Genomic DNA, 17224 nt, shown 5'->3' with positions numbered 1-17224 from the left:
AGGGAGAAACGCAATGGACATCAATCCGAACCTGCCGGCGTTCAACGCCGGCGCCACGCTCAGCTCGCTGATCAGCCTGTCGGTGGCATTCGTGCTGGGCACGGTCATCGGCCTGGAGCGGCAGCTGCGGCAACGCACCGCCGGCCTGCGTACCAATACGCTGGTGGCGGTGGGTGCGGCAGTGTTCGTCGATCTGGCGGTGCGCTTCCATGACCTGTACGGCGGACCACCCTCGCCGCTGCATGTGGTGGCCTATGTGATCTCCGGCGTCGGCTTCCTCGGCGCCGGCGCGATCATGAAGGACGGCGCCCAGGTGTCCGGCCTGAACACCGCCGCCACCCTGTGGGGATCGGCAGCGGTGGGAGCCTGCGCGGGTATCAAGCTGCTGCCCGAAGCAGTGCTCGCAGCGGTGTTCGTGCTGGCCGCCAATACCCTGCTGCGGCCGGTGGTGAACCGCATCCAGCGGCAGCCGCTGTCGGAAGCGTTCAGCGAGGCGACCTATGCGATCAACGTGGTCTGCCAGCGCGAGCAGCAGGCCGAGGTGCTGGACCAGCTGTTGCTGCTGCTTGAGCAGGCGCAGTACCCGGTGCGCGCGGTGGACCAGCGCCCGTTCGGTGAGCGCGATGTGGAGATCGAAGCGGTGCTGTATGCCACCACGGTGGATGCCGGCGAACTGGACGCCGTACTTGCGACGCTGGCGACCACGCCCGGTGTGCTGCAGGGATTCTGGAACGCCAGCCTGGAGGAGTAGTGCCGGCCGCTGGCCGGCAACACCGTGCACCGCTTTGGTAGGTGCCGACCTTGGTCGGCAGAGAACCTTCAGAGACCGTGTCCATCCCTGCGGTAGTGCCGGCCGCTGGCCGGCAACCTCATGAGCTCCGGCAACACCGTGCAGTTGCCGGCCAGCGGCCGGCACTACCAGGCATCGTTCTGGCTTGTGCCGACCAACGGTCGGCACCCACAGCAAAAGAGCCTGCCGACCAAGATCGGCATCTGCCGATGGCGGCTTTGCTATCCTTTCACCCCACGCCAGGGAGCCGTCCCGATGCCATCGCTGTCGCCCCGCCGCCCGCTGGTGCTGCTGGCCCTGATCGTCGTGATGGCCGCGATCTTCCTGATCGACACCGTCACCGATTACGCGGTTGCTGCTGCCTGCTTCTACGCAGCGGTCATCCTCGCGGCATCGCGCGTGCTGGCCGCCCGCGGCCTGATCACGCTGGCCATCGCCTGCATCGCGCTGACCGGGCTGAGTTTCTTCCTGACCCGCTTCGGCACCTACCGCATCGGCCTGGTCAATTCGGTGATCGGCATGCTGGTGATCGGCATCACCACCTACCTCGCCCTGAACATGGAAGCGGCCAAGGCCGCCGTGCAGGAAGCACAGGGCCGTCTGCTGCGGGTAGCGCGCGCCTCCACCGTAGGCGAGCTGACCACCTCCATCGCCCACGAAGTGAACCAGCCGCTGGCGGCCATCGCCAGCAGCGCCGAAGCCTGCCAACGCTGGCTGGCGCAGGACCCGCCGAACGTGGACAAGGCCCGGCAGACCGTAGCCCGCATCCTGGCAGACGCGCACCGCGCCGGTGACGTGATCGCCCGCATCCGCGGCCTGACCCAGGGCGCGGCACCGGAACGGCGCGCCTTCGACCTGAACCAGGCGGTGGAGGAAATGCTGGCGTTGTCGCGCAGCGAACTGGACCAGCATGGCGTGGCCGTGGCCCTGCTGCTGGACGCCGACCTGCCGCCGGTGCAGGCCGATCGCGTACAGGTGCAGCAGGTGATCGGCAACCTGATCCTCAATGCGGTGGATGCAATGGAAGCCGTACCCGCAGGCGACCGGCGTCTGTCGCTGCTGACCCGGCGTGAGGGCCAACGGGTCAGCCTCAGCGTACGCGATCGTGGCGTCGGCCTGCCCGCCGAGCATCCCGAGCGCGTGTTCGACGCGTTCTGGACCACCAAGTCACACGGGTTGGGGCTGGGCCTCAGCCTGAGCCGCTCCATGATCGAGGCCAACGACGGCCAGATCCGCGCCGAACGACCGGCAGGCGGCGGTGCCTGCTTCGTCTTCGACCTGCCCGTCGCCACGGATGTCCGCCATGCGTAAGCCCACTGCACCCATCGCCGATCCGGCGCCCATTGTCTATGTGGTCGACGACGATCCGTCGGTGCGCGCGGCGCTGGAAGACCTGCTGGCCTCGATGGGCCAGCAGGTGCGGGCCTTCGCCTCCACCCAGGCCTTCCTCGAACACGACCTGGAAGACGCGCCGGCCTGCCTGGTGCTGGACGTGCGCATGCCCGGCCAGAGCGGTCTTGAATTCCATCGCACGATGGGCAGCCATGGCCTGCAGCTCCCCGTGGTGTTCATCACCGGCCACGGCGACATCGCGATGGGTGTCAACGCGATCAAGGACGGTGCCATCGAATTCCTGACCAAGCCCTTTCGCGACCAGGAACTGCTGGATGCGATCCACAAGGGCATCGAGATCGACCGCCAGCGCCGCCGCGACGGCGAGGCGCTCGATGCCCTGCAGCAGCGCTGGAACACGCTCAACGCGGGTGAGCGCGAGGTGGTCGATGGCGTGGTGCGTGGCCGCCTCAACAAGCAGATCGCCGGCGACCTCGGCGTCAGTGAGATCACGGTGAAGGTGCGCCGCGCACAGGTGATGCGCAAGATGGGCGCGCGCACCCTGGTCGACCTGGTGCGCATGTACGACCGCCTGCAGGCGGGGACGCCATGAACATCCACGTCGCCTTGCTGCGCGCGGTCAACGTCGGCGGCACCGGCAGGCTGCCGATGCGCGAACTGGTGGCGATGTGCGAGGACGCAGGCTTCGCCGATGTCCGCACGTACATCGCCAGCGGCAACGTGGTGTTGCGCAGCTCGCTCGACGAGGCGGGCGTGCGCCAGGCCCTCGGCCAGCGGCTCCAGGAATATGCCGGCAAGCCGGTAGGCGTACTGGTGCGCTCGGCCAGCGAGATCGCAGGCGTGGTGGCACGCAATCCGTTTCCGCAGGCCGTCGGCAACCGTGCGGTCGCCCTGTTCCTCGACGGCAGCCTGCCTGCCGACCCGCTTGATGGCGTGACCGGCCGGCGCGACGAACAGCTTGCACTCGGCACGCGCGAGATCTTCATCCACTACGGCGCCGGCATGGCCGACTCGCGCCTGCGCATTCCCGGCTCGGCACAGGGCACGGCGCGCAACCTCAACACCGTCGCTAGGCTAGCGGCGATGGCAGCGGAACTCCGCTAGGGTTCTTCCGGCAGGCTGTAGACCAGCCGGTAGTCATGGCGGCCCTCGCTGATGGTGATCTCCAGCGTGCCGCTCAGGCCGAGCAGTCCTTCACTGCCCGAATCGGGCACCACCACCACGCTCAGCTGCGGCGTGCCACGGGTCATCAACCCGTTGTGCTGCAGGGTGAACCCACCCTGGCGCCCGGCCAGCGTGGCCGCTACCCGCTCCATCGCCACGTAGCCGGCCGAGCCCTGCACCGGCGTGCGGAAGGCCAGCATCTGGCCGACGCTGCTGCCGTGCAGGTCGCCGGCGAAGGTCTTGTTGATCGACATCACCGCAATCGGGCCATCATTGCCACCGATCGGCCGCAGATCCACTTCAAACGTACCGTGTGCTTCGCCCTGCATCCTGCTCTCCCCTCTGGTCGGTTCAACGCTGCTACTTCTTCGTGGCCAGCACGATCACCCCGGCCAGCACCAGGCCGATGCCGCTCCACTCCCGCAGGCTGGGCCGCTCGCCCAGCAGAAGATAGGCCAGCACGATCACCAGCACCACGCTGAACTTGTCCACCACGGCCACCTTGGCCAGCTCACCGCTCTGTAGTGCGCGGAAGTAGAACAGCCACGACGCACCGGTGGCCAGCGCCGACAACACCAGGAACAGCTGGGTCCGCCCCGGCAGCAGCAATGGATTGGACCATTTGCCGGTGACCATCACCAGCGGCAGGATCACCGCCGCCACCACCAGGGTACGGATGGCCATGGCCAGGTCCGGGTCGACGCCCTTGACGCCGACCTTGGCGAACAGCGCGGTCAGCGCTGCGAACACGGCGGACAGTCCAGCCCAGAGCAACCATTGCGGTACGTTCTGCACGAAGCCCTCGCTTGCCGGAACCGATGAGCGTGCGCCAACGCTACTCCACCCTGCCATCGGTGGGGCTTCACCTGCCCATCACCGCCGCTACAATGGGGACGGAATCGCCAGGGGGGCGATCTGCAGGGAATGCGCCATGCTTGAACAGGACACCACCCTCGCCCATACCGGGCCGTCGGCCCTTTACCGGGCCCGTCTGCCGTGCAGCGCACGGCTGTCGCTCCCCTTCCCCTTCGTTTCGCAGCAACCTGCCCGTTCCGCGCGGCAGGTTCCTCATTGCCTGCCCTGACCGGAGCCGTCGAAATGTCCGAGAACACCCTCCTTGCCACGCCGGCTGCTACCGCGCCGATCAAGTACCTCGACCGCGCCATGGCCACGCTGCGCAGCCTGGGCCTGGCCGCTCCCCAGGACAACAACGCACCGGCCATCGCGCTGGTCTCGCAGCTGTCCACCCTTGACCAGGGCCGCGTGGTGGCCATTGCCCGCGTGCTGCAGCAGTCCGGGCATTTCAATGCCGTGATGCGTGATGAAATCAGCTCGGCGAAGGTGTCCGACCGCTATACCGAGATCATCCGCGCCTTCGACAGCATTCGTGACGATGCCAGCACCATGGTCGAACAGGTGCGCGACGGCAGGATCGACATGGGCGAGCGCCTGCAAAACCTGTGGATGAAGGTCACCCGCGGCGACATCCCGAGCCGGTTCGAGAAGATCCGCCGCACATTTCTGGAAGTCAGCCGCGATTCGGCCGAGCAGCTGCAGCGCGAGTCGCGCGTGCTGGAGATGTACGGCGACTTCCGCCTGTCGATCAAGGATGCCGAGATCCAGGCCCATGAGCTCTTGAAGCTGCAGGAGCAGGCGCTGGCCGATGCCCGCGAGGCGCTGAAGCAGGCGCAGCAGCGCGTGGAGTCGGCCGATCCGGCCGCCGATGCCGCCGACACCGGCCGCCTGGTCATGGCCCGCGATGAGGCCCTGCGCAACAACCAGGCCGAGGAGTCGCGCTACCAGCTGGCCAAGGACCTGGCCGAGAACCTGCAGGTGAATTACGCCACCTCCGAGGCGATCATGCTGCGCGTGCACCAGTCGCACGAGATCAAGCGCCGCGTCAACGAGCGCTCGGTGGTGTTCTTCTCCACCAATGAAACCAGCTTCACCGCCTTGAACCTGGCCTTCACCACGCAGATGGGCCTGCATGAGTCCACGCAGGCGCTCAATGCGATGACCGAGGGCACCTCCAAGGGCCTGGAAGCGGTGGCCAACATCGGCGATGACGTGCTGCACGAGGGCCTGAAGGCCGGCTACGGCGCCACCATCGGCGTCGATTCGGTGCGCAAGCTGGTCGATGCGGTGGTGCGCTTCCAGGAGACCTCGCTGCAGGAGATCGAGCAGCTGCGCGGCCAGGCGACCCGCGACTCGGCCGAGATCGCCGAGTATGTCGAACAGGGCAAGCAGCGCTTCGCCGCCCTGCTGCAGGCGCCGCCGAGCCCGGAGCCGCGCTGAGGTGAGTGCGACGATGGCCCCTGCCGAGCTGCAGGATGCGCTGCTGACCATGGATGTGGTCGACCAGCTGCGCTACCGCAACGCCGAAATGAAGGCGCTGGCCGACAGCGGCCACGACAAGGCGACGCTGAAGCAGCGCCTGCTTGAGCTGTACCGCTCGCAGGGTATCGAGGTCTCCGACGAGATCCTTGAGGCCGGCATCCAGGCCCAGCGCGAGCAGCGCTACCTCTACACCGCGCCGCGTGGCTGGAAGGCGTGGCTGGCGCGGCGCTGGATCGATCGGGCCCGCCTGTTGAAGTGGGCGCTGCTGGCGGCCTTCCTGCTGCTGGTGCTCGGCATGCTGCTGGTCATGGCGCGCAGCTTCGGAGCGTTCGTGCACGAGAGCAACGTGCAGAAGAACGTGCAGGTGCTGAACGACAAGGTGGCCGCGCAGCAACAGGAGGCTGCTGCAGCGCGCGCCCTGCTGGCGGCACAGGAACAGGCCCTGCAGGGGCTGCTGCCACGTGCCACGGCCAGCGGTGGGCGCCTGCAGCCACTGGCCGAAGGCGCACAGGCCGCGCTGGCCGAAGCACAGCGGCGCTTCGCCGGGGTTCCCGCCGCACTGGCCGCACAGCCGACCCTTGTGCGCAAGGACAAGCTCACCCGGCTCAGCAGTGGTGGCAGTGCCACCGGCGAGCAGGCGGCCGCGCAGGTTGAGCAGCATCGGCAGGCCGCCGCGCAGCTGCTGGCGAATGCCAGGGAAACCCTGCCGCCGCTGACCGAGCGGGTGAACATTCTCGGCCAGGCGATCGAGGCCAGCGAGCTGCTGGATACCACCAACGCCGCCGCAAAGGCGGCACGCCTCGCGCCGGATGCAGAGCAGGCGCGCGCACGCGCCTACACCGGCGGCGACGTGGCACTGCGCGCGGGCGACATCGCCGCGGCCGGCCAGGCGGTAGCGACCCTGAAGGAGCTGATCGGCAGCGCCGACACGCTGGCCGCGCTCAACGAGCGGTTGGCCCAGCTCAAGGCCGACGGCCTCGCCACCGGTGTCGCCGGCGAAGACCGCAAGCGCTTCGAACGTGCGCTGGAGCAGGCCGCCCGCCTGATCCGGGTCGAGACGCTGGCCGAAGCCGGGCCGGCCCTGGACGAGGTCAGCCAGCTGGTGGGGCTGCTGTCGCAGACCCTGGTCTACCGCATCGTCAACCGTGACGATGAACGCACCGGCGTCTGGCGCTACAACGAGAAGGCCAATGGTGGCCGCAACTACTATCTGGTGACCGAAGCGCTGGACGAGGCCGGCAATGCTGCCGAACTGCCGATCCGCAACGAGGAAACCGGCAAGGAGGAACGGGTCTCGGTGTTTGCCGTACGCGTGCCCGAGGCCACCTACAACCGGGTTGCCGCCGACAAGCAGGACAACGGCATCATCGAAGACGACCAGATCGGCAGCAAGCCGCGCGGCAGCCTGTCGCCGCGGTTCCGCATGCCCGCCACCGGTGGCTACATCACCCAATGGTGATGGGTAAGGAACTGACATGAGAGACCTGAACGACGCGATTGCCGATGTCGAAACCGATATCGGCCAGGTGCAGGCACAACTGGCCGCGCGTGGCGACCAGTGCCGGGAGCTGATCAAGGAACAGGAAGCGCTGCACGGGCGGGTCCGCGACGACTTCAACGCCCTGGCGCGCCTGCAGGCCGAGGCCGCAAACGATGCGCCGCCGATGCTGGCCCGGGACCTGCTGCAGCAGTCCAGCGCCGATCTGCAGCGCCGTGACCGCAAAGCGGCGGTACTGGACGACGAACTGCAGGCGCTGCTGGACATCGAGCAGTCCTTGCAGCAGCGGTCGCAGGAGGCCGTTGCCGCACGCGACGCCGCCGGCGAACGCTGGCAGGCCCTGCAGGACCAGGTGGACACCACGCTGGAAGCGGAACCCACCTACAGGGTGCTGCAGGACGACCTGCAGCTGGCCGTGGCACGCGCCGACACGGTCGAGCGCATGGCTTCCTCTGCCCAATCGGAGCATGACGCCAAGGCCGGCGCCTATCAGGCCGACCCGATCTTCATGTACCTGCACCGGCGCAGCTACGGCAGCACGGCCTACCGCGGCTGGCCACTGGTGCGCACCGTCGACGGCTGGCTGGCCGAACTGTGCGGCTTTGACCGTGCCCGTCGCGAGTACGCCACGCTGGTCGAGCTTCCGCCCTATCTGCAGGAACATGCCCGACGCGCCCGCGACGACCTGGAGGCGGCCCGCCAACCGGTACAGCAGGCCCGCGATGCCGCCCTCGCCCGCGCCGGTGGCGACCCGCTGCGCCAGCAGCTGCAGACGGCACAGGGCGCAGTAGCGCAGGCGCTGCTGGCCGAGCAGCTGCATCGTCAGACCGTGGATGCCAAGCAGGCACAGATCGACGGCTTCCGCAGTTGGACCGATGCCGAAGGCAGCGCCCTGCTCACCGCGCTGGCGCGCACGCTGTCGGCCAAGAGCATGGACGACCTGTACCGGCGCGTGGCCGCCACCGCCTCCGGCGAGGACGATGCCGTGCTCGAGCGCATCCATCGCAGTCGCCTGCGCCTGGGCGAGATCGATGGGATGGTAGGCGAGCACACCCGCGAAATGGCCGTGCTGAAAAAGCGCTTGGACAGCCTGCAGGCGGCGCGGAGGAGCTACCAGGCGGCAGCAGACATCGAGCGCCAGGCCTACGAGGCGCCGAGCTACCGGGCCGCCGCGCCGGCCACCGTCGCCGCATCCTTCTTCAGCACCACCAGCAGCCGAAGCACCACCCGCTCCTCTGGCGGCCTGTTCGACCTGCTTTCGGGCGGTTCCAGCAGTTCCGGCTCGGGTTCGAGCTCCAGTTCGAGCTCCAGCTCCAGCTCCAGCTCCAGTTCCAGCGGCAGCAGCTTCCACAGCGGCGGTGGTATCAGCGGCGGCGGTGACTTCAAGACCGGCGGCGGGTTCTAGCCCGGCAACGGCCGGGTGCGCCGCTTCAGCCGCGCATCCAGCAACCCCACGCCCAGCAGCACCAGGCTGGTCAGCCATCCGGCGGCCAGCAGGTGCATCCAGGGCAACACCAGGCCCAGCATCAGTAGTGCGGCGGCGCCCAGCAGGTGCGAGCGCGGCGCGCGCCCATAGACCACGTGCTTGTACAGGGCACTGCCCAGCAGATAGATCAGCGGGCCCGCCACCATCACCGTGGCGTACACCGTGGTGACGGCCGCCGCCGGATGGTCCATGACCAGATCGTTGCCCACCGCGGTGGCGATGATGCCGGCGATCAGCAGGGCATGCACGTAATGGAAATTGGCGCCCATCCGGCCCGGGTCTTCGGCGTGGGTGATGGCCTCTGTGGCATCGCGGCTGGAGATGCCGAAGTACAGCCACCACATGGCAATCGTGCCAGCGAAGGTGGCCAGCACCGCCGAGATCACCTGCAGGCTCCAGTGCTCGACATCGCTTAGCACGCCCCCGGTGGCCAGCAACGTCTCGCCCAGTGCGACGATGACGAACAGCTGGCAGCGTTCGGCCAGGTGACCGCCCTCGATGGTCCAGTCGCGGGTGTGCGACCGGCCCATGCCCGGGAACGCGAAGCCGAACATCGGCGAGATGTATTCGCAGGCCGCCGCCATCGCCCACAGTGCCAGCCGCAGGTGGCCCTCGGCCGCCGCGCCGGCCAGCCAGAAGCAGGCCGACACGCTGACCCAGGCCAGCATGCGGCGGAAGTTCGGCGCCAACGTATGGTTGCGGCCGACTTCCAGCAGCACGAACGCGGTGCGTCCGACCTGCATCGTGGCGTACGCCCCGGCGAAGATCCACGCACGATCGGCGAACGCCTCGGGAATGGACGAGGACATCAACAACGCCAGCAGCATGGTGGCGAACATCAGGCCCCGGATGCGCGGCGCCTCCGGGTCGAACCAGTTGCTGACCCAGCACGCGTACTGCCAGCCGAGCCAGACCGCGAACCACAGCACCAGGGTCTGCAGCACGCCGGCCAGGTCCAGGTGGTGCAGCAGATGGTGGCTGAGCTGGGTGACCGCAAACACGTAGACCAGGTCGAAGAACAGTTCTTCGTAGGTCACGCGGGCATGATGGCCATCGCGGTGGCGCAGCGCGGGCAGGCGCAGTCGGGTACTCATGGAACTCCTTCAGCGCGCCAGGCGCCAGTACAGGAAACCGGCAAGTAGCGCCGGCACGGCGAATACCAGCAACAGGATCGGCAGCTCCTCGCGTACCGCGTAGCCGGCCTTGCTGACCCCTACCCACATGTTGGCCACGGCCACCAGCAGCCAGGTGGCGATGAAGGCGATCAGCGCCGTGGGCAGCTGCGAGGTGCCCGTGCTCCAGAGATGGCCAAACAGCACGAATACCCCCAGCAGCAGTACGCCACCCAGCATCACCATGAGCACGTGCATGGTCCACCTCCTTGAGCCTGGTAGCAGGCTAGCCCCGGCCGATTCTGCGCTCCAGCCCGTGGAGGTGGATTCACAATCCATGGCCAGCGAACAATCCCTGGGCAGGCTGCGGCGCACCTTATTGCAGCCATGAATTATTCGCGAAACGGTCCGCCCCGCCCGCGTGCTAGTTTCATCCGACCCTGCCCAGACACCTCTCCGCCATGCGCCTTTGCCTGACGACCCTTGCCCTGACTGCCACACTTGCCTTTGATGTGACTGCCGCCGACGCACCGCTGCCGCAGCTGCAGGCCTACACCGTGGACGCCTCATGGCTGCAGCCGATGGCACCGCTGCAGATTGCCGACCACACCTGGCAGATCGGCACCGAGGACCTGACCGCGCTGCTGGTGCAGACCGCCGACGGTGCGGTACTGCTCGACGGCGGCATGCCGCAGATGGCCGGTCACCTGCTGGACAACATGAAGGCACGCGGGGTGGCAGCACAGGATCTACGGCTGATCCTGCTCAGCCATGCGCATGCCGACCATGCCGGCCCGGTGGCGGAGCTGAAGCGCCGTACCGGCGCCAGCGTAGCGGCCAACGCCGAATCGGCGGTGCTGCTGGCGCGCGGCGGCAGCAACGACCTGCACTTTGGCGACAGCATCACCTTTCCGCCGGCCAGCGCCGACCGCATCCTCATGGATGGCGAAGGGGTCACCGTAGGCGGCATCGCGTTCACCGCGCACTTCATGCCGGGGCACACCCCAGGCAGCACCGCCTGGACCTGGACCGATACCCGCGATGGCCAGCCGGTGCGCATCGCCTACGCCGACAGCCTGAGTGCGCCGGGCTACCAGCTGCAGGGCAACGCCCGTTATCCACGCCTGGTCGAGGACTACCGGCGCAGCTTCGCTACGGTGCGCGCCCTGCCCTGCGACCTGCTGCTGACGCCGCATCCGGGCGCCAGCAACTGGAACTATGCCGCGGGTGCAGAGGCCGGAGCCAACGCCCTGACCTGCAAGGCCTACGCGGATGCGGCCGAGAAGAAGTTCGACGCACAGCTGGCCAGGGAAACAGCCACGGCACGCTGATCCTGTAGAGCCGAGCCCATGCTCGGCTTGCCGGCCAAACACAGCCGAGCATAGGCTCAGCCCTACACAAGACGCGTCGAAGGGTGCCGGTCAGGACGACCGGCACCCGCCTTCCATCAGCCACCCTGCCCGTGCTGGGCAAACGGCTCGGTGCTGCCGTCGGTCCGCACCAGCTCGACGGTGTACGGCTGCACGTAACCATCCGGCATTTCCATGCCCGGCGAACCGGCCGGCATGCCGGGCAGCACCAGCCCGCGTGCGGCCGGGAGTTCGGCCAGCAGTCGCTTGATGTCCTCGGCCGGGATGTGGCCTTCGACCACATAACCGCCGATCTCGGCGGTATGGCAGGAGGCCTTGCCGACCGGCACGCCCAGGCGGACCTTGATCGGATTCATGTCATCGGTATCGCGCACGTCCACCTGGAAGCCCGCGGCCTTCAGATGGTCGACCCAGATACCGCAACAGCCACAGCTGGCGGTCTTGTGCACGATGGCCACCGGCAGGGCCGGATCGACCTTGGCCGGGCTGGCCTGGATCGGTGCCACCGGAGCCTTGCTGGCGACCGGTGCGGCGGCGGATTCTTCGGCGGCACGTGCACAGGCGGTGGTGGCCAGCACGGTGCCCAGCAGCAGGCCGAGGGAGAGAGAACGGTTCATTGAGTGATTCCTTTGCTGAGGCGGGCAACGCGGCCCGCCGCCCGCGCATCGAAGGCGCAGGCAGAGGCGAGAAAGAGCCGAACAGTCATGGCAGGCGCTTGAGCGCCTGCAGGACATCACACGATGGGGGGACGCAACGGGTCCGGCATCGGCGGCAATGCGCGTTGCTGGGAACGGGCAGCTACAGGCGCCTCACGCCACGGCGAGGCGGGCGTTCCACTCAACGTGGCCAGCATGCCAAGGCAGGCCGGCGGGCATTCGCACTCACCGCTCTGGCAGGCCGCCCGGGCCGCATCATCGCAGCAGCCGGCTGCCGCCAGCGCAGCCGCGTGCGGTGGAGCGCAGTGATCCTGGTTGGCCGACCCGCCGTACGAAGACGAGGCAAGCGCCAGCGCCGGTGCATTCAGCACCAGGGCAACGAGCAGCATCCATCGCAGCAGCAGGCCAGGCAGGTTCACCCGCCGATGATAGCCGATGCGCGTCACGCAATCGCCGCCGCCATTGCCCGCATCCGCACCGGGATCGACTTCGCTGCGGGTGTGCCGCTGATCCTGTCGTAGTAGTCCAGCGGCAGCAACGGGTTCAGTTCCGGGTAGTAACCGGCCAGCGCGCCGCGCGGCATCGGGTAGTCCAGCACCGTCAGGCCCTCGATGCGGCGCTGCACGCCATCGCCGCTGATCGTCTCCAGGCTGACCAGCGCCTCCTTCTCCAGCCCGCGCGCCAGCCGGTCCTCGATGTTCATGAACAGCACCATGCGATCGTTGTACACGCCGCGATAGCGGTCGTTGTAGCTGTAGATGGTGGTGTTGTACTGATCATGCGAGCGTACCGTGGCCAACCGCAGCATGTCCGGATCGTGCACCGGATCGTCCACGTCCAGGCCAGGCATCACCAGGATGTTGGCCTTGCCATTGGGCGTGGGCCACACCTGGCGGCGCGGCGGAATGTCCAGATGGAAACCGTGTGGCTGCTGGATGCGCTCGTTGAAGCCGGTGTAGATCTCCGGATACACCGCGGCAATCAGCTCGCGGATGGGCGCGTAGTCGTGCATGCAGCCGGCCCAGTCAACCCTGCTGTCCGGCAGCGTGGCCAGTGCCATCCGGCAGACGATCTCTACCTCGGGCAACACCTCGGCACTGACCGGCTCCAGTACCCCGCGCGACGCGGTGACATTCGACATCGCGTCTTCGATGGTGACGAACTGCTCGCCGGCCGGCGTAACGATGCGTTCCGAGCGCGCCACCACCGGCAGGATCAGTGCATCGCGGCCATGGACCAGATGCCCGCGGTTGAGCTTGGTGGCGATGCCCACGGTGAGCTCCAGGCCGCGCATCGCCTCATACGCACGCGGCGTATCGGGCACGGCATGGATGAAGTTGCCACCCAGGCCGATGAACACCTTGGCGCTGCCGTCCAGCATCGCCTCGATGGATTCGACCACGTGATGGCCGTGCTCACGCGGCGGGTCGAAACCGAACACCTGCTGCACGCGGTCCAGATAGGCCGGCTTGGGCTTCTCGTCGATGCCGACGGTGCGGTCGCCCTGCACATTGGAATGCCCACGGATCGGTCCGATGCCGGCGCCGGGCTTGCCGAAGTTGCCACGCAGCAACAGCAGGTTGGCGACCTGCTGCAGCAGGCGCGAGCCGTACTGGTGCTGGGTCAGCCCCATGCCGTAGCAGATCACGGTGGCCTTGGAACGGATGTAGATCTCCGCACAGCGGCGGATCTGCGCCTGCGAAATGCCGGACACCTGCACGATCTGCTCCCAGTCCTGCGCCATCACGTCTTCGCGCAGCGCCTCCAGGCCCACCGTGTGTTCCGACAGGAAATCATGGTCGAGCACGCGCTCGCCCTGTGCCTCACGCTCGAACATCACCTTCATCATGCCCTTGATCAGGGCCAGGTCGCCGCCGATGCGGATATGCACGAACTCGCTGGTGATCTCGGTCGAACCGAACGTGGCCATCTGCACCACGTCCTGCGGCTCGGCGAAGCGGATCAGCGCACGCTCGGGCATCGGGTTGACCGCCACGATCGGAATGCCACGTTTGCGCGCCTCGACCAGGTTGCTCATCATCCGCGGTGAATTGGTGCCGGTGTTCTGGCCAATCACGAAGATCGCCTCGGCGTGCTCGAAGTCCTGCAGCACGATGGTGCCCTTGCCCACCCCGATGGCCGGCGGCAGGCCCCGGCTGGTCGGCTCGTGGCACATGTTCGAGCAGTCCGGAAAATTATTGGTGCCGAACTCGCGCACGAAGATCGAATACAGAAACGCCGCTTCGTTGGGCGTGCGTCCGGAGGTATAGAACTCGGCCTGGTGCGGGCTGTCCAGCGCCTGCAGGTGGCGGCCGATCAGCGCGAAGGCATCGTCCCAGCTGCACGGCACGTAGTGGTCGGTGGCTGCGTCGTAGCGCATCGGCTCGGTCAGCCGGCCCTGCATCTCCAGCCAGTAGTCGGTCTGCGCCATCAGTTCGGTCACGGTGTACCGGGCGAACAGTTCGCGGCCGGCGCGGAACTGGGTGGCTTCCCAGGCCAGTGCCTTCGCGCCGTTCTCGCAGAACTCCAGCTTCTTGCGTTCGTCGGCATCGGGGAACGCGCAGCTGGGGCACTTGAAGCCACCGGGCTGGTTCATCGCCAGCAATGCCTTCGATCCCTTGCCGATCACACTCTGCTGCAGCAGCACCTTGGCCGTGGCGCCGGCGGCACCCCAGCCTCCGGCGGGCTGGTTGTAGGGCTTGTAACGCGGCGGTTTCTGCTCGGACATGTTCGGGAACCTGGCGGAAGGAACGCAGCAACGAACGGCACAACGCGGTCCGGCGGTGCATTCAGTGGCACGACCAGCCGCACAGTCAAGCACGGCCCACGGCGCTTCGCCAGAGGGCACAGGCTGATTTCAGCACAACCTGCCATGGCAACGGTTACAGCCGCGTCTGCGCGCGACCACTGCGCTATCCTCGAAACCGCAGGCGGTGGCCCGCCCGCGTTTCTCCCTTGTCCGGACGCGCTGCATGCCTGATTCGATCCCGCCGCACACCCCGCCTGCCGGCACCGCCCAACGCCCGTTGCAGCGCTGGTGCGGCGGCACGCAACAGCAGCAGGTCGACGTGGTGGCCGAGGAAGTGCCGGTGGCGCTGCGCTACAACGGTGCCGCCTTTGCCGTGATGATGGCCACACCCTGTGATCTGGAGGACTTCGCACTCGGATTTTCGCTCAGCGAAGGCCTGATCAGCGCGCCCTCGCAGCTGCTGTCGATCGATATCCACCCACAGCTGGAAGGCATCGAGCTGCAGATGACCGTGGACGAGGCTGCGCCCGGCGCAAACCTCGACCCCGACAAGGGGCGCCTGCTGCCCGGCCGTGGTGGCTGTGGCCTGTGCGGCACGCGCCAGCTGGAAGAAGTGCTGCGCCCACTGCCGCAGATCCGCGAACGCCGCAGCTATTCCGCCACCGCCCTGCAGCGGGCGTTGGCCAGCCTGGCGCAGCACCAGCCGATGAATGCGGCAAGCGGCTCGATCCATGCCGCGGCCTGGGCCGACGCCAGTGGGCGCATCGGCTGGGTACGCGAGGACGTCGGCCGCCACAATGCACTGGACAAGCTGATCGGCGCCCTGCACCACAACGAACACGCCATCGAAGGCGGCCTGCTGGTGATTTCCAGCCGGGCCAGCTACGAGATGGTGAGCAAGGCAGTGCGCGCCGGCGCCAGCGTGCTGGCGGCAGTGTCCGCGCCGACCGCGCTGGCGATCGATCTGGCCCGCAGCGCCGGCCTGTGCCTGGTCGGGTTCGCGCGGGAAAGCGGGTTCAATGTGTATACGCATCCAGAGCGGCTGCAGGCGCACGACGGCCACGCCCGCTGAGGATGGCCGGGAGCACTGCGTCCCCCGGCCCGGTACGCCTCAGCGCAGCGCGACCTTCGGGAAGTCCACCGGCACGTCGAACGCCACGTTGACGTAGTTGGTGAACAGGTTGAGCGCCACATGCGCGAGGATCTCGACGACCTGCTCATCATCGAAGCCGGCCGCGCGCAGCGCCTGCACGTCGCCGTCGGCGATCTGCGCACGCTGCTCGACCACCTTCAACGCGAAGTCGAGCGCCGCCGCAGTGGCCGGGTCGCTGGACTGGCCGATCTGCGCGGCAGCCATCTGCTCACCGCTGGCGCCGGCCTTGCGGCCCAATGCCGTGTGCGCGGCCAGGCAGTACTCGCAGGCGTTGCGGTTGGCGATGGCCACGGCGATCTGCTCGCCCAGCAGCGGCGACACGCGACCGCCGCCCAGCGCGCCGAACGAACCCCACATGCTCTGCAGGGCAGCCGGCGAGTTGGCCACGGCGCGGAACATGGCCGGGGTGGCGCCGAAGGCGGCGTGGACCTGGCCCAGCAGGGCCTGACGGTCGGCGGTGGTGTTGGCGGCATCGATCAGTGGGACACGGGACATGGTGGATCTCCTTGGGAAAGCGCCCGGAATTGGACGACCCGCTCATCCTAGGTAGACTCCCCGGACGAATCAGGCGCAATAAACCACACATGTTGTCCATTCATCCATGAACGTGTTCGCCGACACTTCCGCACCCGACCGCCTCTCCTCCCTGCTTGAACGCTTCCGGGTGCAGGCCGCGCTGTTCCACAGTGGTCCGCTGTGCGGGCGCCACGTCTTCGAGCCGCAGCCCGGTCGTGCCTTCCTGCACATCCTGCGCCAGGGTGAAATGGAGGTCCGTCATCCCGGGGGTGATATCGCGCTGCCCCGGTTGAAGATCGACACACCCAGCCTGCTGCTGTATCCGCAGCCGCTGCACCATGTGTTCTTCAACGCACCGCTGGATGGCCCGGATTTCACCTGCGCCACGCTGGACTTCGATGGCGGCGCGCGCAATCCGATCGTGCAGTCGCTGCCACCGGTGATGGTGGTGCCGCTGGCCGCGATCACCGAACTAGATGACACCCTGCAGCTGCTGTTCGCCGAAGCCGATCGCCAGCGCTGCGGGTCACGGCTGCTGACCAACCGCCTGTTCGAGGTGGCGCTGATCCAGATCCTGCGCTGGGTGGTCGACCACCCGGATGCAGCCGGCGTCAGCCACGGGTTGATGCGGGGGCTGTCCGATGCGCGGCTGGCACGCACGCTGGTGGCGATGCACCAGGCACCGCAGGACGAATGGACGCTGCCGCGCATGGCCGCGACCGCCGGCATGTCGCGCAGCGCGTTCGCGGCCGTGTTCAAGGACGTGATGCAGGCAACGCCAGCCAGCTACCTGCTGGACTGGCGGCTGAGCCTGGCCTGCGCGCAGCTGAGGGCCGGCGTGGCGGTCAAGCAGGTGGCGATCGAGGTGGGGTTTGCCGATACCGCATCGTTGTCGAAGGCGTTCCGCAAGCGGTTGGGGGCTTCGCCGAGGGCGTGGCTGGCCGCGGGCGCCGCGCAGGCTGGGTAAATGGATGAGGGGTAGAGTCGACCGCTGGTCGACTATCGCGCGACGCGCGGGATTTTCGTTGTCCGACCGAAGG

Annotated in this window: 17 protein-coding genes; 10 read left to right on the top strand and 7 right to left on the bottom strand. The window is 67.8% G+C overall.

Annotation, left to right across the window (positions count from 1 at the left end):
• The first annotated feature begins 13 nt into the window (after positions 1-13).
• The 4 genes from J3A72_RS12550 (at position 14) to J3A72_RS12535 (ending at position 3247) form a co-directional block, all read left to right on the top strand.
• On the top strand, positions 14-751 hold the full coding sequence (locus J3A72_RS12550) for an MgtC/SapB family protein (RefSeq protein ID WP_075076977.1): 738 nt from the start codon (positions 14-16) through the stop codon (positions 749-751).
• 294 nt (positions 752-1045) lie between these two features.
• The gene (locus tag J3A72_RS12545) at positions 1046-2101 is read left to right on the top strand and encodes an ATP-binding protein (protein WP_075077016.1); all 1056 of its coding nucleotides are present in this window, start codon (positions 1046-1048) and stop codon (positions 2099-2101) included.
• Complete coding sequence (locus tag J3A72_RS12540; RefSeq protein WP_075076978.1) at positions 2094-2735, top strand: response regulator; 642 nt, start codon at positions 2094-2096, stop codon at positions 2733-2735. Before J3A72_RS12545 ends, J3A72_RS12540 begins: the two co-directional genes overlap by 8 nt.
• Positions 2732-3247, top strand: coding sequence for a DUF1697 domain-containing protein (locus J3A72_RS12535; RefSeq protein ID WP_075076979.1), 516 nt, complete (start codon positions 2732-2734; stop codon positions 3245-3247). Before J3A72_RS12540 ends, J3A72_RS12535 begins: the two co-directional genes overlap by 4 nt.
• On the opposite strand, the gene J3A72_RS12530 is transcribed toward J3A72_RS12535, so the two are convergent.
• Complete coding sequence (locus J3A72_RS12530; protein ID WP_075076980.1) at positions 3244-3636, bottom strand: DUF3224 domain-containing protein; 393 nt, start codon at positions 3634-3636, stop codon at positions 3244-3246. The genes J3A72_RS12535 and J3A72_RS12530 overlap by 4 nt on opposite strands.
• 31 nt (positions 3637-3667) lie before the next feature.
• Positions 3668-4102, bottom strand: a complete 435-nt coding sequence (locus J3A72_RS12525) for an EamA family transporter (protein WP_075076981.1) — start codon at positions 4100-4102, stop codon at positions 3668-3670.
• 303 nt (positions 4103-4405) lie between these two features.
• On the opposite strand from J3A72_RS12525, the gene J3A72_RS12520 reads away from it, so the two are divergent.
• The 3 genes from J3A72_RS12520 to J3A72_RS12510 are packed head-to-tail and all read left to right on the top strand — an operon-like array spanning position 4406 to position 8547.
• Positions 4406-5602: a cell surface protein gene (locus tag J3A72_RS12520; RefSeq protein ID WP_075076982.1), complete on the top strand. Its 1197-nt coding sequence runs from the start codon at positions 4406-4408 to the stop codon at positions 5600-5602.
• A 13-nt stretch (positions 5603-5615) separates the two neighbouring features.
• The gene (locus tag J3A72_RS12515) at positions 5616-7103 is read left to right on the top strand and encodes a DUF6384 family protein (protein ID WP_075076983.1); all 1488 of its coding nucleotides are present in this window, start codon (positions 5616-5618) and stop codon (positions 7101-7103) included.
• A gap of 16 nt (positions 7104-7119) precedes the next feature.
• Positions 7120-8547 (top strand): hypothetical protein, encoded by a 1428-nt coding sequence (locus J3A72_RS12510; protein ID WP_140222848.1) that lies wholly within the window; start codon positions 7120-7122, stop codon positions 8545-8547.
• Here J3A72_RS12510 and J3A72_RS12505 read toward each other — a convergent pair.
• Both J3A72_RS12505 and J3A72_RS12500 read right to left on the bottom strand, forming a co-directional pair.
• A complete protein-coding gene (locus J3A72_RS12505) occupies positions 8544-9722 on the bottom strand; it encodes a low temperature requirement protein A (RefSeq protein ID WP_046430856.1) in 1179 nt (392 codons plus the stop codon). The two genes, J3A72_RS12510 and J3A72_RS12505, sit on opposite strands and share 4 nt — an antisense overlap.
• A gap of 9 nt (positions 9723-9731) precedes the next feature.
• A complete protein-coding gene (locus J3A72_RS12500) occupies positions 9732-9998 on the bottom strand; it encodes a hypothetical protein (RefSeq protein WP_014647303.1) in 267 nt (88 codons plus the stop codon).
• A 203-nt stretch (positions 9999-10201) separates the two neighbouring features.
• On the opposite strand from J3A72_RS12500, the gene blaL1 reads away from it, so the two are divergent.
• Positions 10202-11071, top strand: a complete 870-nt coding sequence (gene blaL1 / locus J3A72_RS12495; protein ID WP_075076986.1) for a L1 family subclass B3 metallo-beta-lactamase — start codon at positions 10202-10204, stop codon at positions 11069-11071.
• A 116-nt stretch (positions 11072-11187) separates the two neighbouring features.
• Here blaL1 and J3A72_RS12490 read toward each other — a convergent pair whose 3' ends face one another.
• Both J3A72_RS12490 and J3A72_RS12485 read right to left on the bottom strand, forming a co-directional pair.
• The gene (locus J3A72_RS12490) at positions 11188-11727 is read right to left on the bottom strand and encodes a DUF411 domain-containing protein (protein ID WP_080469301.1); all 540 of its coding nucleotides are present in this window, start codon (positions 11725-11727) and stop codon (positions 11188-11190) included.
• A gap of 481 nt (positions 11728-12208) precedes the next feature.
• Positions 12209-14494 (bottom strand): FdhF/YdeP family oxidoreductase, encoded by a 2286-nt coding sequence (locus J3A72_RS12485; protein ID WP_209572024.1) that lies wholly within the window; start codon positions 14492-14494, stop codon positions 12209-12211.
• 244 nt (positions 14495-14738) lie between these two features.
• Here J3A72_RS12485 and fdhD point away from each other — a divergent pair, with 244 nt between their 5' ends.
• On the top strand, positions 14739-15587 hold the full coding sequence (fdhD, locus tag J3A72_RS12480) for a formate dehydrogenase accessory sulfurtransferase FdhD (protein ID WP_075076988.1): 849 nt from the start codon (positions 14739-14741) through the stop codon (positions 15585-15587).
• 39 nt (positions 15588-15626) lie between these two features.
• Here the strand turns inward: fdhD and J3A72_RS12475 are convergent, their stop codons facing one another.
• The gene (locus J3A72_RS12475; RefSeq protein ID WP_075076989.1) at positions 15627-16163 is read right to left on the bottom strand and encodes a peroxidase-related enzyme; all 537 of its coding nucleotides are present in this window, start codon (positions 16161-16163) and stop codon (positions 15627-15629) included.
• A gap of 106 nt (positions 16164-16269) precedes the next feature.
• Here J3A72_RS12475 and J3A72_RS12470 point away from each other — a divergent pair, with 106 nt between their 5' ends.
• Complete coding sequence (locus J3A72_RS12470; RefSeq protein ID WP_075076990.1) at positions 16270-17151, top strand: AraC family transcriptional regulator; 882 nt, start codon at positions 16270-16272, stop codon at positions 17149-17151.
• Positions 17152-17224 lie beyond the last annotated feature (73 nt).

It is taken from the genome of Stenotrophomonas sp. PvP093, assembly GCF_017876915.1.
In the GTDB taxonomy this organism is placed as follows: domain Bacteria; phylum Pseudomonadota; class Gammaproteobacteria; order Xanthomonadales; family Xanthomonadaceae; genus Stenotrophomonas; species Stenotrophomonas muris.
Note: the sequence above shows the minus strand (reverse complement) of the source record. Positions and strands in the feature narration are given on the sequence as shown.

What these genes read in the sequence shown, in the direction of transcription:
- J3A72_RS12550 (WP_075076977.1), top strand. Translation starts at nt 14, where the DNA reads ATGGACATCAATCCGAACCTGCCGGCGTTCAACGCCGGCGCCACGCTC.
- J3A72_RS12545 (WP_075077016.1), top strand. Translation starts at nt 1,046, where the DNA reads ATGCCATCGCTGTCGCCCCGCCGCCCGCTGGTGCTGCTGGCCCTGATC.
- J3A72_RS12540 (WP_075076978.1), top strand. Translation starts at nt 2,094, where the DNA reads ATGCGTAAGCCCACTGCACCCATCGCCGATCCGGCGCCCATTGTCTAT.
- J3A72_RS12535 (WP_075076979.1), top strand. Translation starts at nt 2,732, where the DNA reads ATGAACATCCACGTCGCCTTGCTGCGCGCGGTCAACGTCGGCGGCACC.
- J3A72_RS12530 (WP_075076980.1), bottom strand. Translation starts at nt 3,636, where the DNA reads ATGCAGGGCGAAGCACACGGTACGTTTGAAGTGGATCTGCGGCCGATC.
- J3A72_RS12520 (WP_075076982.1), top strand. Translation starts at nt 4,406, where the DNA reads ATGTCCGAGAACACCCTCCTTGCCACGCCGGCTGCTACCGCGCCGATC.
- J3A72_RS12515 (WP_075076983.1), top strand. Translation starts at nt 5,616, where the DNA reads ATGGCCCCTGCCGAGCTGCAGGATGCGCTGCTGACCATGGATGTGGTC.
- J3A72_RS12510 (WP_140222848.1), top strand. Translation starts at nt 7,120, where the DNA reads ATGAGAGACCTGAACGACGCGATTGCCGATGTCGAAACCGATATCGGC.
- J3A72_RS12505 (WP_046430856.1), bottom strand. Translation starts at nt 9,722, where the DNA reads ATGAGTACCCGACTGCGCCTGCCCGCGCTGCGCCACCGCGATGGCCAT.
- J3A72_RS12500 (WP_014647303.1), bottom strand. Translation starts at nt 9,998, where the DNA reads ATGCACGTGCTCATGGTGATGCTGGGTGGCGTACTGCTGCTGGGGGTA.
- blaL1 (WP_075076986.1), top strand. Translation starts at nt 10,202, where the DNA reads ATGCGCCTTTGCCTGACGACCCTTGCCCTGACTGCCACACTTGCCTTT.
- J3A72_RS12490 (WP_080469301.1), bottom strand. Translation starts at nt 11,727, where the DNA reads ATGAACCGTTCTCTCTCCCTCGGCCTGCTGCTGGGCACCGTGCTGGCC.
- J3A72_RS12485 (WP_209572024.1), bottom strand. Translation starts at nt 14,494, where the DNA reads ATGTCCGAGCAGAAACCGCCGCGTTACAAGCCCTACAACCAGCCCGCC.
- fdhD (WP_075076988.1), top strand. Translation starts at nt 14,739, where the DNA reads ATGCCTGATTCGATCCCGCCGCACACCCCGCCTGCCGGCACCGCCCAA.
- J3A72_RS12475 (WP_075076989.1), bottom strand. Translation starts at nt 16,163, where the DNA reads ATGTCCCGTGTCCCACTGATCGATGCCGCCAACACCACCGCCGACCGT.
- J3A72_RS12470 (WP_075076990.1), top strand. Translation starts at nt 16,270, where the DNA reads ATGAACGTGTTCGCCGACACTTCCGCACCCGACCGCCTCTCCTCCCTG.